At 66.2% G+C, this 13,712-nt stretch carries 14 protein-coding genes; 7 read left to right on the top strand and 7 right to left on the bottom strand.

The features are described from left to right. Window positions 1-10: 10 nt before the first annotated feature. The 5 genes from WT97_RS02465 to WT97_RS34475 all read right to left on the bottom strand — a co-directional run bounded on the left by WT97_RS02465 (window position 11) and on the right by WT97_RS34475 (window position 3,824). Entirely contained in the window at window positions 11-1,162 is a 1,152-nt protein-coding gene (locus WT97_RS02465; RefSeq protein WP_060352736.1) for a hypothetical protein, read from the bottom strand. Between the two features lie 382 nt (window positions 1,163-1,544). Beyond that, window positions 1,545-1,670 carry a hypothetical protein gene (locus tag WT97_RS34820; RefSeq protein WP_256980637.1) on the bottom strand — a complete coding sequence of 42 codons (126 nt, stop codon included), beginning with the start codon at window positions 1,668-1,670 and terminating at the stop codon, window positions 1,545-1,547. Between the two features lie 150 nt (window positions 1,671-1,820). Further along, entirely contained in the window at window positions 1,821-3,179 is a 1,359-nt protein-coding gene (locus WT97_RS02460) for a sensor domain-containing diguanylate cyclase (RefSeq protein WP_060352735.1), read from the bottom strand. A 109-nt stretch (window positions 3,180-3,288) separates the two neighbouring features. Further along, window positions 3,289-3,537 (bottom strand): DUF2795 domain-containing protein, encoded by a 249-nt coding sequence (locus tag WT97_RS02455; protein WP_059501490.1) that lies wholly within the window; start codon window positions 3,535-3,537, stop codon window positions 3,289-3,291. A 116-nt stretch (window positions 3,538-3,653) separates the two neighbouring features. Beyond that, window positions 3,654-3,824 carry a hypothetical protein gene (locus tag WT97_RS34475; RefSeq protein ID WP_006489933.1) on the bottom strand — a complete coding sequence of 57 codons (171 nt, stop codon included), beginning with the start codon at window positions 3,822-3,824 and terminating at the stop codon, window positions 3,654-3,656. Window positions 3,825-3,975: 151 nt separating this feature from the next. On the opposite strand from WT97_RS34475, the gene speG reads away from it, so the two are divergent. From speG to WT97_RS02440, 3 genes are all read left to right on the top strand, one after another. Then, window positions 3,976-4,533, top strand: a complete 558-nt coding sequence (gene speG / locus WT97_RS02450) for a spermidine N1-acetyltransferase (RefSeq protein WP_060030805.1) — start codon at window positions 3,976-3,978, stop codon at window positions 4,531-4,533. 489 nt (window positions 4,534-5,022) lie between these two features. Continuing rightward, window positions 5,023-5,370: a surface attachment protein Sap1 gene (gene sap1, locus WT97_RS02445; protein ID WP_059501489.1), complete on the top strand. Its 348-nt coding sequence runs from the start codon at window positions 5,023-5,025 to the stop codon at window positions 5,368-5,370. 189 nt (window positions 5,371-5,559) lie between these two features. Then, window positions 5,560-6,114 carry a YaeQ family protein gene (locus WT97_RS02440; RefSeq protein ID WP_059501487.1) on the top strand — a complete coding sequence of 185 codons (555 nt, stop codon included), beginning with the start codon at window positions 5,560-5,562 and terminating at the stop codon, window positions 6,112-6,114. A gap of 21 nt (window positions 6,115-6,135) precedes the next feature. On the opposite strand, the gene WT97_RS02435 is transcribed toward WT97_RS02440, so the two are convergent. Further along, window positions 6,136-6,549 (bottom strand): VOC family protein, encoded by a 414-nt coding sequence (locus WT97_RS02435; RefSeq protein WP_034208723.1) that lies wholly within the window; start codon window positions 6,547-6,549, stop codon window positions 6,136-6,138. 430 nt (window positions 6,550-6,979) lie between these two features. Here WT97_RS02435 and ada point away from each other — a divergent pair, with 430 nt between their 5' ends. The 3 genes from ada (at window position 6,980) to gshA (ending at window position 11,108) form a co-directional block, all read left to right on the top strand. Then, window positions 6,980-8,074: a bifunctional DNA-binding transcriptional regulator/O6-methylguanine-DNA methyltransferase Ada gene (gene ada / locus WT97_RS02430; protein ID WP_059501482.1), complete on the top strand. Its 1,095-nt coding sequence runs from the start codon at window positions 6,980-6,982 to the stop codon at window positions 8,072-8,074. Continuing rightward, complete coding sequence (locus tag WT97_RS02425) at window positions 8,071-9,030, top strand: DNA-3-methyladenine glycosylase (RefSeq protein WP_060352734.1); 960 nt, start codon at window positions 8,071-8,073, stop codon at window positions 9,028-9,030. Before ada ends, WT97_RS02425 begins: the two co-directional genes overlap by 4 nt. A 464-nt stretch (window positions 9,031-9,494) precedes the next feature. Beyond that, window positions 9,495-11,108: a glutamate--cysteine ligase gene (gene gshA, locus WT97_RS02420; protein WP_060352733.1), complete on the top strand. Its 1,614-nt coding sequence runs from the start codon at window positions 9,495-9,497 to the stop codon at window positions 11,106-11,108. A gap of 69 nt (window positions 11,109-11,177) precedes the next feature. On the opposite strand, the gene WT97_RS02415 is transcribed toward gshA, so the two are convergent. Beyond that, window positions 11,178-11,495, bottom strand: a complete 318-nt coding sequence (locus WT97_RS02415) for a DUF4148 domain-containing protein (protein ID WP_060278231.1) — start codon at window positions 11,493-11,495, stop codon at window positions 11,178-11,180. 488 nt (window positions 11,496-11,983) lie between these two features. On the opposite strand from WT97_RS02415, the gene WT97_RS02410 reads away from it, so the two are divergent. Next, entirely contained in the window at window positions 11,984-13,624 is a 1,641-nt protein-coding gene (locus WT97_RS02410) for an L-lactate permease (protein ID WP_060030719.1), read from the top strand. Window positions 13,625-13,712: the final 88 nt, after the last annotated feature.

Raw genomic sequence — 13,712 nt, 5'->3', positions numbered from 1 at the left:
GCATTGGCACTCATGCATCGTCATTGCCGGCTTCCGAAACGAATTCAAACACCTTTTCTCTGCGCTGCATGATTCGACTGCGGCGGGTAGCTGCCTGATTTCGAGTGATGATGTCGTTGATGATCAGGACTGTGCTGCCCGACCGAGCCGCCACACGCACCGAATCGGCTGGTGTGGTGCCGGAGGGGCGCGATGGTGCCGTGAAGCCGCTGGGGGATGACGGAGCAGTTGGCACGGGCAACGTTCTTCCATCATAAAGCGAGCCGCTCCTGTAACCTTCGCTACGCCATTTGCTCAGCACGCGGTTGATTTGTGCATCGACCGCGCATCGGCGATCTCGTGGCAAATCATCGATGTCGATGCTCAACGCGACGGAAATAGCAACATCATCGAGATCAAACGAGGCGGTCACATTTTGTGCGAATGCGCCGCCAGCCGCGTCCGAGATGGCGTTTGCGTCGTCCTGAAGCGCTGTATGGGCGTCGCGCCATTGGGTCAAGCTTGTCATCGATACAGCCTCGCCTGCGTCGATTGATGGAAATTGTCGCGGTCGATGAAACGATATCGAGATGACGCACGGGGGCCGCATTTCACCGTAGACCATGTGGTAGTAGCCAGCGGTGACTAGGCCAATCAACCCGATGAGGAGGCCAATTCCACCCCAGATTCCGCTCGCCGGCGCGTAAGCCGCGATCGCAACGGCGCACACTGGAATGACGGTCGACAGTAGTTTGCCAAGGACGAGAACGAGTACGAATGGCTTGGGGCTAACGAGCGGCCGTTTGCGACGACGGAGTATGTTTCTCAGGGTGGGGCGCGCCAGTTGTTGAAAAAGCAACATGGCCACGGTTAGAACCGATAGCCCGAAGAAGCCTATAAAGAAATGTTGCGAGGCAGGGCGGCTCCACAAGTCAGACATGACCTCGAGAGGAACGTCGTCAACGGCGCCTGTAGGGAGGATTGCGCGGTAGCGTCCAACGAATGCATCCGTCAGGTGATAGGTTGCCGATGCCGATAGGCCTGTCGGCACGAGCCAGTCGATGGACCAGCGCTTGATCCAGCCAAAACGCCCAGCTTCCATTTTCGGCAGCGGGACGCGGAGATAGCGGTTCCCAACGATCGAGACGTCGTCATGCCACTTCTGTCGGTCGAACAGCTTCATGGTTCAGTTGGTTCTCGGATTTAGTGACGACGAATGCCGTGGGAGCACGATGCGACAGGGACTTGCAGCGGTAAACAAGTGATATCGGCTGCAACGACAAAAACTGAATGGCGCGTCGCGATCGCCGACCGTAAAACAATGAACCGATACCGATCGGAGTGCGAGAAAGGCGTGCCGTGTGATGATTACGGAAGGGGATCAGCGGACCGCATGCGGCGGCCCGGAATTCGGCAGAGGCGTGTAGAAGCCTGTAACGCTCCGGCAACGATTCAAATCGCTCGGTGTGAGATGAGTCATGTGCCGGAGGGGCGGAATCAAATACCGCGCTCGGTATTCATCCGAGGTTCTGCGGAATGAGGATGCAATGCTCGGCCGGGAGGCCTTAATCCCAATGACGATGATGATGGTAATACCCGCCATCCCCGTAATACCCGCCACCGTCAGGCACCACGATACAGCCGCTCAACAGCACGGCGACGCCGGCAATCAGCAAAAGGGTCTTCTTCATTGCATTCACCTGCTCGGGTTCGATATGGAACCCAGCATAGCGAGCGCCCGCAACACCGGCTGTAAGCGTTGGTATCCCGGTCACGCAATCCGTAACGGCGGATTATTCCGGTCACAATGACCGTAACAATTAGCCAAACAGCAGACGTTTTCACGCGACGACGACCCGGTTTCGCCCCATATCCTTCGCCCGGTACAGCGCGGCATCGGCGGCTTCGATCAACGCGTCGGGCGTCGACAGATCGTCGGCCGCCACGGTCGCGCAGCCGACGCTGACGCTCACGCGTCCGGCCGGCGAATCGGGCATCGCGAGGTCGAGCCGCAGCACGGCTTCGCGCGCTTCGTCGGCCACCACCCGCGCACCGCGCGCGCCGGTGTTCGGCAGCACGATCGCGAATCCCTCCCCGCCGTAGCGCGCGACGATATCGGCCGGCCGCCGTACGGCGCCGGCCAGTGCGTTCGCGACGGCGATCAGGCACGCATCGCCCTTCACGTGACCGAACGCGTCGTTGTACGCCTTGAAGTGATCGACGTCGACCATCAGCAGCGACAGCGGTTCGCCCTGCCGTCGCGCCTGCAGGAACAGCGCGTGGAAATGGTCGTTGAAGTGGCTGCGGTTGAACGCGCCCGTGAGCCCGTCGCGCGCGGAAGAACGGATCAGCGTCGCATGCGCTTCGAACAACTGCTGATACAGCATCGTCACTTCCCACGCGAGCACGCACACGAGCACGCCGGGCGTGAACATGCTGAACACGCGCGCGACATACCAGCCGACCGTGAAGCGGTTCGCGGTCAGCAGGTTCAGCGTCGTGTCGGTCAGGCACGCGAGCACCGCGATCGCGAGCCACAGGTCGAGCGTCGTGCGCAGCCGGCCCGCGACGAGCACGGCCGCGAGCGCGAGCACGTTGAGGATCCATACGACGAGCGCGATGCCGTTGACGGGCAGCACGGCTGCGTCGCGAGGCGGATGGAACGCGGGCGGCAGCGACACGTTCAGCGCGAGCGCGCACAGGAGCGCCGCCGCGACGGCCGGGCCGCCGACGAGCGCGATCGTCCAGCGGCGCGTCTCTTTCGCGCCGACCGGGGCACGCGTGAGCCGCTCGCGTGCGAACAGCGCGGCCATCACGAAGCACGGAAAGCCGGCATGCCAGAAGATCCACATCCATGCGGCGCTCTGCGGGCGCGCGCCGAGCAGGCCGTGCGGCGCGAACACGCCGGGAAAGGTGAGCAGTTGCAGCGCGACGGCGAGCGCGGTGAACGCATAGGCGCCGCCGAGCGCACCGAGCACGGGCTGGCGCGTCACGGTGAACTGCGCGCCGAGGAAGAACGCCGCGATGCTCGCGGTCGTGAACACGGTGAGCGCGCACATCGGCATGAATGGCTCGACGGCCGGCAGCGCGACGTTCGCGTGCGGCGCGGCGATCCCGAGCGCAAGCAGGATGACGAGTGCCGTCAGCGCGCCGAACCACAGCTGACGTCGCGTCGTGTGCTGGATCAGGATGCCTTCCATGGATTCCCCCGGGCATGCATGCTCGAGCGCCCGGTCTTGCGCCGGGCGGCACGCATCCGATCGCGGCGCGACCGGTGCGGTCCGATCCTATCCCGTTATTGGCATCCGCTCAAATGCCGAGCCCCGGGCCGAAGTTGCCGGCGACGCAGCGCGTGACGGCGTCGACGTCCGCGTAATCCTGTTCGGGCAGACCGTCGAGCATCGACAGCACTTCGTTACTGGCGCCGGCATCGCGTGCGGCATCGACGATCGCATCCTTGTTCGCCGGATAGCGGACGGCCGCCAGCACATCGGCGATCTGCAGGTCGATCGTTTCGTTCGGGATATCGTGCGGAGGAAGGGCGGGCTTGTCGTTCACGTCGGGGTCTCGCGGGTTGAGCGGGAATCGGATCGAAGCGCAAGAATCGTGCACCGCATGTTATCCGGCCCAGGGTGGCCCGGCCGACGCGTGCTGCGGATCGACGGGGATCGAAGTCAATGCCCGCGTCGCACGCGGCGCCACGGATGCTTCCAGTCGATGTGCGGTGCGTTCTCGTCGCGCGGATGCTGGCGGCGATGCTCCTGCCAGAGTTCGTCGGAAAACAGCGCAGCCACGATGACCAGCGGCAGCACGAGGAAAATGCCGAGTATGACTTGCTCGATCACGATAGCCTCCTTGCGGTGGCAGGAACCCTTGCTCTCATTCTAGGCTCTGAACTGCGCCGGCGTTCAATTTCTTACGGTGCGCAACGGCGCCGAACGCGGCCGTGCCGCACCGGCATTCCGCACGTGCGCCGGCATCGAAAAGGACATGAACATGCAACTCCAGAACGATACCCACACGCTCGCGCTGCGGCCGCTGGAGCGCCAGGACCTGCGCTTCGTCCACGAGCTGAACAACGACGCGAAGATCATGCGCTACTGGTTCGAGGAGCCGTACGAAACCTTCTCGGAACTGTCGCAACTGTACGACCGCCACGTGCACGACCAGCGCGAGCGCCGGTTCGTCGCGGTCGATACGCAAGACGAACTGGTCGGCCTCGTCGAGCTGATCGAGCTCGACTACATCCACCGTCGCGGCGAGTTCCAGATCATCATCGCGCCGCACTGCCAGGGGCGCGGCTACGCGGGCCAGGCGACGCGTCTCGCGGTCGAGTACGCGTTCAAGGTGCTGAACATGCGCAAGCTTTACCTGATCGTGGATACGTCGAACGCGGCGGCGATCCATGTGTACGAGAAATGCGGATTCCAGCACGAGGCCGAATTGAAGGAAGAATTTTTCGGGAATGGCGCGTATCACAACGCTTATCGGATGTGCATCTTCCAGCACGATTATTTCGCGCGTCAGCCAATCGGGCTGAATAAAGCAGGGTAAACACCAGACTGGTAAAAGGCGCTTGCGACGGGGCTTCGCAGGCGCCGAACGGATACGGGGAACTACGGATAAATACGGATGCGCTTATATCTGGCATTTTTCTTGTTTCAGGTAAAAGCGATTCCGCGCTGCGGTAAAGTCGAATCGTTTCGGATGACTTTATGTGCAACGCATCAAAATAATCCGGATAGCGAAATGGATTATCCAAACCGTTCAATCGTCGCATTGTAAATTTGCTGAAAGCCTTGCCGGGTAACGCTTTCCGCCCGGCGGCGCGGGCCGGCGCATCGTTCGGCAGCCCGTGCCGCCCGCGCGTGTCGCGCCAAAAGCGGGCTGCGCACGGGGTGCGACAATCCGCCGCTATTGCGGTCGCACAACAAATGTGCTTGCTATCGTTTGCCGGTCTTCTAAAGTGAAAAACGCGGGTTCACGATCACCTTTAAACACATAGCTAACCCAGCCTGGTGCCCGCAAGCCTGGAGACAGAACATGATGAAGCGTACCGGTGTCCTTTTTGCCCTTGTCGGCGCATTTTGCGCTGTGTCGATTGCCCAGGCCGGCGGCGATTCGGCCGTCAAGCCGAAGCAGGAAATCCAGCTGACGAAGAACGCATGGGGCTGCCTGTCGAAAGACAATCTGGACTCCGTACTGAGTCACGAACGTGACGGCAAGTCGCAGGCGAAGCAGCAGTACTTCGACGACTTCCGCTGTCTTTCGGTGCCGGAAGGCCAGCGCTTCCGCGTGGTATCGGTCGAGCAGGGCGACGTGCAGTTCGTCAGCGCCGACAACAGCGACCAGCAAGGCCTCTGGACCGATTCGCGCTTCGTCAAGCAGTAACCGTCCACTCACCGCGCCGTCGCACGACGCGCGAGCGCGCCGGCCCGTCGGGCCGGCGGCGCGAATCGAACACGGCCCGGCCCATGCCGGGCCGTTGTACTGTGGATCGCGCATGAAGCACGCCGGACGGCGCGCATTCGGTATCATCACGGCCCGACCGAACCGAATGCCCGCCCGGGCCGCATCCGCATGGCGCTGAAATCCACGATCTACAAAGCCGAACTGCAAATCGCCGACATGGATCGGCATTACTACGCCGATCACGCGCTGACGGTGGCGCGCCATCCGTCGGAAACCGACGATCGGATGATGGTGCGCATCGTCGCGTTCGCGCTGTTCGCGCACGAGCGACTCGAATTCTGCAAGGGGCTGTCGGACGTCGACGAGCCCGATCTGTGGCAGAAGGACCTGACGGGCGCGATCGACGTATGGATCGAGGCCGGCCAGCCGGACGAACGGCGCATCTCGAAGGCGGCCGGCCGTGCCGGGCAGGTCACGGTGATCGCCTACGGCGGCAAGACGTCGGAGATCTGGTGGCAGGGCGTGCGCAGCAAGGTCGAACGGCTGCGCAACGTGCAGGTGCTGTCGCTCGCCGATGGTGTCGCGGCTGCGCTCGGGCGACTCGCGGAGCGCACGATGCGCCTGCAGTGCACGGTGCAGGACGGCGCCGCATGGATCTCGAGCGCCGATCACGATCCGGTCGCGGTCGAGTGGACGGTACTGAAGGCGCGCGCCGACGCGTGACGGCCCGCGCGCCGGCCGCGTTCAGCCGAGCGCGGCCGGCGGCCCCTTGAATTCGACCATGTTTCCTTCGGGATCGAACAGGTAGATCGACGGCCCGTAGCCGCCTGCGCCGTAGCGTTGCGCCGGCGCTTCCGGCCGCGCGCCATGCGCGGCGAAATGGGCGATCAATGCGTCGGGATCGAACGGCTCGACGCGCAGGCACAGGTGGTCGAGGTTGCGCCCGGTGCCGGGCGGGCCGCTGTCGGGGCGGTCGATCGGGCCGCCGACCGCGAGCAGGTCGATCAGTGCATCGCCGGCGCGCAGCTGCACAAGGCCCAGGTCGGGCTGCTCCTTCTCCACATGGCAACCGACGGCGTCGCAGTAAAAACGTGTCATTGCCGCCATGTCGGTCACGCGCAGCACGATGTGATCGATTCCGCGGATGGTGGGCTTCATGGGCGGGCACTCCTTCGCAGTCGACGAGCATCGAGTGTAGACGCATCGCGCCTGCGCTGCCGGCCGGAGCGCGGCACAATCGACGGACGAAAAAAAGCCCGTTCACGCAGAGCGGAACGGGCTTAATCCATATCAGGAGGAGACATGGAGGAGACAGTTCCAACTATACACACGGCGATGGTGCGACGCAATATTTCGATTGCAAAAAAACGTCAGGACGACGATTTGTCGCATCCGCACTGCAGCAAAATGATGACGCGACGATGACGAAAGCCATGCGGGAGCGGCTGTCGCGCGCGTTTCGTCGGATTTATTTTTAGCGATGCGGCCCCGATTCATCGGTACGAATCACAGAGCAAGATTCAGGGCGCGACGGCATGCGCCGATGTCTAGAGTAGGCACCGTCTACACTAGAGAGTGCGAGGTTCAAATGAAAACCGCCTATCCGACCGACGAGGCCCGCTGGGCCGCCGTGACCGAACGCGATCCGCATGCGGATGGCGCGTTCTTCTATGCCGTCAGCACGACCGGCGTGTTCTGCCGGCCGACCTGCGCGTCGCGCCAGCCGCGCCGCGAGAACGTGTCCTTTTTCGCCGATCCGGCGGCCGCGCGCGCGGCCGGCTTCCGGCCCTGCAAGCGTTGCCAGCCGGAAGGGCTGCCGCGCGAGCTGGAAATCGTCAATCGCGCGTGCGCGGTGCTCGACGCGCACGCCGAGCGGCTCACGCTGCAGCAGTTGAGCGATGCCGTGCACGTGAGCCCGTTCCACCTGCAGCGGCTCTTCAAGCGCGTGGTCGGCGTGTCGCCGCGGCAGTACCAGGCCGCGCAGCGCGGCGCCGCGCTGCGGCAGGCGCTGCAAAGCGGGCAGCCGGTCACGCAGGCGGCCGTCGACGCGGGTTTCAATTCGCCGTCGCGGCTCTATGCGTCGGTGCCGCGCGAATTGGGGATGGCGCCGTCGTCCTTCCGCCGCCAGGGCGCGGGCTTGCGGATCGACTATGCGACCGCGCCAACGTCGCTCGGCACAGTGCTCGTCGCCGCCACCGAACAGGGCATCTGCCGGATCGCGTTCGGTGACGACGCGGCGTCGCTCGTCGGCGAGCTGAAGGCAGCGTTCGCGCGGGCCGAACTGGTCGAATCGCCGGCCCGGCTCGCGCCGTTCGTCACGCAGATCCGCGCGTACCTCGACGGCACGCGGCACGCATTCGACCTGCCGCTCGACATCGCGCCGACCGCGTTCCAGCAGCGCGTGTGGGAAGCGCTGACGCACATCCCGTACGGCGAGACGCGCAGCTATTCGGAGATCGCCGAGGCGCTCGGCTCGCCGCGCGCGGTGCGGGCGGTCGCGTCCGCGTGCGCGTCGAATCCGGTCGCGCTCGCGATCCCGTGCCACCGCGTCGTGCAAAAGGGCGGTGCGCTCGCCGGCTATCGCTGGGGCGTGCGCCGCAAGGCGACGCTGCTCGCGGCCGAGGCGCGTCATATCCACGACAACGATGAAGCCGAAGCCGAGACGGAGGGCAGTGCGGTTTGAGTATCGAGACGACGACGATCAAGTCCCTCGCGAACGGCGGCCCAGTGCCGCCGTCCGCGCAGATGGAACTGCGCTACAAGGCGCCGTACGACTGGGCGCGCGTGCTGCGCTTCTTCAGCGGGCGCGCGATTCCGGGCGTCGAGCAGGTCGCGGACGGCGTGTATCGCCGCATCGTCGACCTGCACGGCATTGCAGGCCGGCTCACCGTCGCGAAACACCCGCGCAAGCATTGCCTGATCGCGACCGTCGAAGGGGCGCTCGCGCGTCACGTCGACGATGCATTCGCCGCACGCGTCGCGACGATGTTCGACCTCGGCGCCGATCCGGCCGCGATCGGCGGCGGGCTCGCGCGCGACCCTTGGTTCGCGCCGCTCGTCGAGGCCGCGCCGGGGCTGCGCGTGCCGGGCGCGTGGTCGGGGTTCGAGCTGGCCGTGCGCGCGATCGTCGGCCAGCAGGTGAGCGTGAAGGCCGCGACGACGATCGTCGGCCGGCTCGTCGAACGGGCCGGCGAACGCGTGATTCATGAAGACGACGGCGCGCCCGCGTGGCGTTTCCCGACACCCGACGCGCTGGCCGCGTGCGATCTCGACAAGATCGGGATGCCCGGCAAGCGCGTGGCGGCGCTGACCGGCGTGGCGCGCGCGGTGGCGGCGGGCGACGTGCCGGTCGACCGCGCGCATGCCGATCTCGCGACGCTGCGCAGCGCATGGCTCGATCTGCCCGGCATCGGCCCGTGGACCGTCGAATACATTGCGATGCGCGCGTGGCGCGACCCGGACGCGTGGCCGGCATCCGATCTCGTGCTGATGCAGTCGATCGCCGCGCGCGACCCGGCGCTCGACCGGCTCACCAGCCAGAAGCGCCGCACCGAAGGCTGGCGGCCGTGGCGCGCGTATGCGGCGCTGCATCTGTGGAACGAAGTGGCCGACCGGGCGGGCGGCGCGCGCGGCGGGTAAGCGCGGCGGCCCGCCACCGGGCGCGACTGCAACGCGGCCGGGCTGCAACCCGTTGCGCACACGGCGCCGGCATGCGGCAAGCGCCGGCGTGACGCGGCGGGTCATGGCGAGTGCGCGCGTCCGGCGTCGGCCGGACGTCGCGCGTGCGATGCGTGCGTACGCGTCGTTTCGCGATCCAATCGCCGACAAGGTTGCACTTGCCGCCGCTCGTTCGTCGTTCGCGTTCCGTCCGACGAATGGCGCCGGCCGGCATCCGATCGGCGTCGTCCGGAACCGGCGATACTGGCCGGGACTGCCGCGCCCGGCCCGTCCGACGGCCCGCTCAGGCCCGCGCGCCGTGCCCGCGGCCACCTCAAGCGCGGGTTCCGGCGAGATGTTAAAGTGCCCGCTACCAACGAAGCGACCAACAATCCAGCCGGCCGCGCGCGGCGTTCTGCGCGCGGCCGTCACGCACTTGCGTCTCCATGTCGAACACCATGACTCACCGCCAGTCCGAACTGCTGCTGAATCGCCTCGACGCGCTGAGCTCGGGCCCGACGCGGCAGCATCTGCCCGACGGCCTGCGCGGCATCGAAAAGGAAAGCCTGCGCGTGACGCGCGACGGGATGATCGCGTTCACGCCGCATCCGCGCGCGCTCGGTTCGGCGCTCACGCATCCGGCGCTGACGACCGACTATTCCGAAGCGCTGATCGAACTGATCACGCCCGCGGAGCGCGACGCCGCGCTCACGCTCGAACGCCTCGACGATCTGCATCGCTACGTCTATGCATCGCTCGGCGACGAGATGCTGTGGAGCGACTCGATGCCCGGCCTGCTGCCGGCCGACGATCAGATCCCGATCGCCGACTACGGCACGTCGAACATCGGCCGCCTGAAGACGGTGTACCGGCGCGGCCTCGCGTATCGCTACGGCCGCACGATGCAATGCATCGCCGGCATCCACTACAACTACTCGCTGCACGAGGAAGTGTGGCGGCGCCTGCATGCGGAAGAAGGGTCGACGGCGACGCTCGTCGATTACCAGTCGGAACGCTATCTCGCGCTGATCCGCAACTTCCGCCGCCGCAGCTGGCTGCTGATGTACCTGTTCGGCGCGTCGCCCGTGCTCGACACGAAGTTCCTGCGCGGCAAGCCGCACAAGCTCGACACGTTCGACGCCGATACGCTGTATCGGCCGTATGCGACCAGCCTGCGGATGAGCGATCTCGGCTACTCGAACACGACGGCCCAGGCCGCGCTGCACGTCGACTACAACACGCTGCCCGGCTATCTCGACGCGCTGTCGAAGGCCGTCAGCGAGCCGTATCCGGCGTACGAGGCGATCGGCACGCATCGCGACGGCGAGTGGATCCAGATCAACACGAACGTGCTGCAGATCGAGAACGAGTTCTACTCGACGATCCGGCCGAAGCGCGTCACATATTCGGGCGAGCGGCCGCTGCATGCGCTCGCGTCGCGCGGCGTGCAGTACATCGAGGTGCGCTGTCTCGACATCGATCCGTTCGAACCGACCGGCATCGCACTGGAGACCGCGCGCTTCCTCGACGCGTTCCTGCTCGCCTGCGCGCTCGACGAAAGCGCGCCGCTCGACTGCGACGCGTACAAGGAAGCGAACGCGAACTTCGGCAGCGTGACGCTGGATGGCCGCAAGCCGGGGCTCGCGCTGATGCGCGACGGCCAGCCGGTCGCGCTGCAGGCGTGGGCGGACGCGCTGATGGCCGATATCGACATCGTCGGCCGCCGTCTCGACGACATTCGCGGCGGCGACGAGCATGCGCGCGCGATTGCCGCGCAACGCGAGAAGCTCGCCGACCCGGAGCGCACGCCGTCCGCGCGCGTGCTGCGCACGATGCGCGAGAACGGTCAGTCGTTCCTCGCCTTCGCGCTCGCTCAAAGCGAAGCGCATGCCGCGCATTTCCGCGCGCACCCGCCTTCGGCCGAGATGCTGCGCACCGAGCATGCGCTCGCCGCGAAGTCGCTGGCCGAGCAGGCCGAGCTTGAAGCGAAGGAGGCCGGATCGTTCGACGCGTTCGTCGCCGCCTATCGCGCCTATACGCTGAACCGCTTCAGCGTGTGACGATCGCGCATGCGGCCGGCGCACGGTGTGCCGCGCCGCGATGCGATTGCAATCCAGTTCCGTCGACGATCAGTGATGGGCGTACGTGCCGCGATCGGCCGCCTGCGGCAGCGCCGGCTTCGCCGATTCCGCGTGGGCCTGGCCATCGCTGCCGTAACCGGCAGCGTCGCCCTCGCCGCGCGCCTGCGCCGCACGTTGCATGACCGCCTGCATGTTCCGCGGAAAGTCGGGACTGCTTGCGAGGCTCGTCCGGTAGCCGGCGGCCTGCAGTTCCGCGAGTTCCTGGCGGACCTGCGCACGCGTGAGCGTCGACGCGGCTTGCGCGTGAGCGGCGAACGCTGCGCCGATCAGCACGAGCGCGCATGCCGCGTGTTTCATTTTCATCATCGTGTGTGCTCCGTGAGGTTCCGGTGCCGCGCCATCGTCGGCGCGGGAAACGATGCAGCCAGTCTAGGCTTCGGACGCCAAACGAAACATCCTCGCGGCTGGCAGTCACCTTTTCCGGTCGCGCAACATTGCGCGGGTACCGGCATCGCGCGGCCACGCTCGAGCCGGCCGCGACGGGTTTTCTGTCGAACGCGACAGCGGCACGCCATCTGCCGGCCATCGTGCGGCGGCGGATCCGCATCGACTCGCCCGCATCGGGCTTCTCCCCCCTTGTGCAAGCGCGTCGCGCCTCCTAACCTCTTTTAAGCGACCGATCGGTTGGCCGCGCAACGTCGTTGCGTGCGCAAGCGCCCGATCGTAGTCGCGACTGCAGGACATCGACTTGTACCGAGCCCGGCGCATCGACATGCGAACCTGGGTCGGCCGCACAAGGCATGGGACCCGAATACGCGCTGAAGCGCCAACTCGGGTCGACATCTGGAGACACGATGAATCCCACCGACGCCCTACCGCCCGGCATCGTCTTCGCGCAACCGTTGACGCCGGTCGCCCACTCGCTGCTCCTGTCGTTCCTCGTCGCGACGATCCCGATCGCGGTCGCGCTGGTCGCGCTCGGCGTGCTGCGCCGCCCCGCATGGCAGGCGTCGCTCGCCGGGCTCGTCGCGGGCCTCGCGGTCGCGATCGGCGCGTGGGGGATGCCGGCCGGGCTCGCGTTCAACGCGGTCGGCGCCGGCATGGCGCTCGCGGTCGTGCCGGTGATGTGGATCGTCTTCAACGCGCTGTTGCTGTACAACATCGCGGTGAAGTCGGGGCGCTTCGACCAGTTCCGGCAGTGGATGCTCGACAACCTGCCCGACGATCGCCGCCTCGTGCTGCTCGTCGTCGCGTTCTCGTTCGGCTGTCTGCTCGAAGGGATCTCCGGATTCGGCACGCCGGTCGCGATCACGAGCGCGCTGCTGATCGCGCTCGGCTTTCCCGCGCTCGAAGCGCTCACCTATACGCTGCTGTTCAACACGGCGCCGGTCGCGTTCGGCGCGCTCGGCGTGCCGATCACCGTGCTCGGTGCGGTCACGTCGCTGCCGCCCGCGACGCTCGCGCAGATGGTCGGCCGCCAGTTGCCGTTCTTCGCGCTGCTGCTGCCGTTCTACGTGGTCGGCGCATACGGCGGCTTGCGCTCGATCGCGAAGCTGTGGCCCGCGCTGCTCGTGTCCGGCGGCAGCTTCGCGATCGCGCAGTTCGTCACGTCGAACTTCCTCGGCTACCAGCTCACCGACGTGCTGTCGTCGCTCTCGTCGCTGATCGTGACGATCGGCTTCCTGCAGTTGTGGAAGCCGCAGCCCGATCCGCAATATGCGCTCGCGCGCAGCGTGCCGGCCGCGGCCGGCGCCGCGCGCGCGGGCTTCGGCGGCTGGCTGCCGTGGCTCGTCGTGTCGGTGGTCGTGATCGTCTGGGTGCACGCGAACATCGCGGCGATCGGCGACGTGAAGATCAAGTGGCCGGGGCTGCACAACGCCGTGTACGTGTCGCTGTACCACAAGCCGTATGCGGCGATCTGGGATTTCCAGCCGCTCGGCACGGGCACCGCGATCCTCGTGTCGGCGATCGTCACGGCCGCGCTGACGCGCACCGGCCCCGGCGCGTTTGTCGAATGCGTGGTGAAGACGTGGCGCCAGACGTGGATCGCGATCGTCACGGTGATGATGATCGTCGGGCTCGCGTACCTGCTGAACTACTCGGGCATCAGCTACACGCTCGGCACCGGCGTCGCGTCGACGGGCGCGCTGTTCCCGCTGGTGTCCGCGTCGCTCGGCTGGATCGCCGTGTTCCTGTCCGGCAGCGACACGTCGGGCAACGCGCTGTTCGGCAACCTGCAGGTCGTCGCCGCCCGGCAGCTCGGCCTCGATCCGGTGCTGATGGCCGCGACCAACTCGTCGGGCGGCGTGATGGGCAAGATGATCTCGCCGCAGAACATCGCGACGGGCGTGTCGACGACGGACCTGAAAGGGCAGGAGGGCGTCGTGTTCGCGCGCACCTTCTGGCACAGCGTGATCCTCACGCTGTTGCTCGGCGTGCTGGTGTTCCTGCAGCAGCACGTGCTGACCTGGATGATTCCGGCGCTGCCGAAGTGACGCGCGGCGCCACGACAGAAGGAAGGCACGAGGAAAGCAACGAGGGAAGGCGCGGGAAAAGCGCCACGTAGTGTGCGGAAGCGGCGAA

Origin of the sequence: Burkholderia sp. MSMB1459WGS (assembly GCF_001534535.1) — a bacterium.
In the GTDB taxonomy this organism is placed as follows: Bacteria; Pseudomonadota; Gammaproteobacteria; order Burkholderiales; family Burkholderiaceae; genus Burkholderia.
This window is presented reverse-complemented; position numbering and strand designations above follow the sequence as displayed.

Bases quoted from the DNA above. Each gene is read 5' to 3' on its own strand.
- WT97_RS02465 (WP_060352736.1), bottom strand. From the start codon at position 1,162: ATGAAGCTGTTCGACCGACAGAAGTGGCATGACGACGTCTCGATCGTT.
- WT97_RS34820 (WP_256980637.1), bottom strand. From the start codon at position 1,670: ATGAAGAAGACCCTTTTGCTGATTGCCGGCGTCGCCGTGCTGTTGAGC.
- WT97_RS02460 (WP_060352735.1), bottom strand. From the start codon at position 3,179: ATGGAAGGCATCCTGATCCAGCACACGACGCGACGTCAGCTGTGGTTC.
- speG (WP_060030805.1), top strand. From the start codon at position 3,976: ATGCAACTCCAGAACGATACCCACACGCTCGCGCTGCGGCCGCTGGAG.
- sap1 (WP_059501489.1), top strand. From the start codon at position 5,023: ATGATGAAGCGTACCGGTGTCCTTTTTGCCCTTGTCGGCGCATTTTGC.
- WT97_RS02440 (WP_059501487.1), top strand. From the start codon at position 5,560: ATGGCGCTGAAATCCACGATCTACAAAGCCGAACTGCAAATCGCCGAC.
- WT97_RS02435 (WP_034208723.1), bottom strand. From the start codon at position 6,549: ATGAAGCCCACCATCCGCGGAATCGATCACATCGTGCTGCGCGTGACC.
- ada (WP_059501482.1), top strand. From the start codon at position 6,980: ATGAAAACCGCCTATCCGACCGACGAGGCCCGCTGGGCCGCCGTGACC.
- gshA (WP_060352733.1), top strand. From the start codon at position 9,495: ATGTCGAACACCATGACTCACCGCCAGTCCGAACTGCTGCTGAATCGC.
- WT97_RS02415 (WP_060278231.1), bottom strand. From the start codon at position 11,495: ATGATGAAAATGAAACACGCGGCATGCGCGCTCGTGCTGATCGGCGCA.
- WT97_RS02410 (WP_060030719.1), top strand. From the start codon at position 11,984: ATGAATCCCACCGACGCCCTACCGCCCGGCATCGTCTTCGCGCAACCG.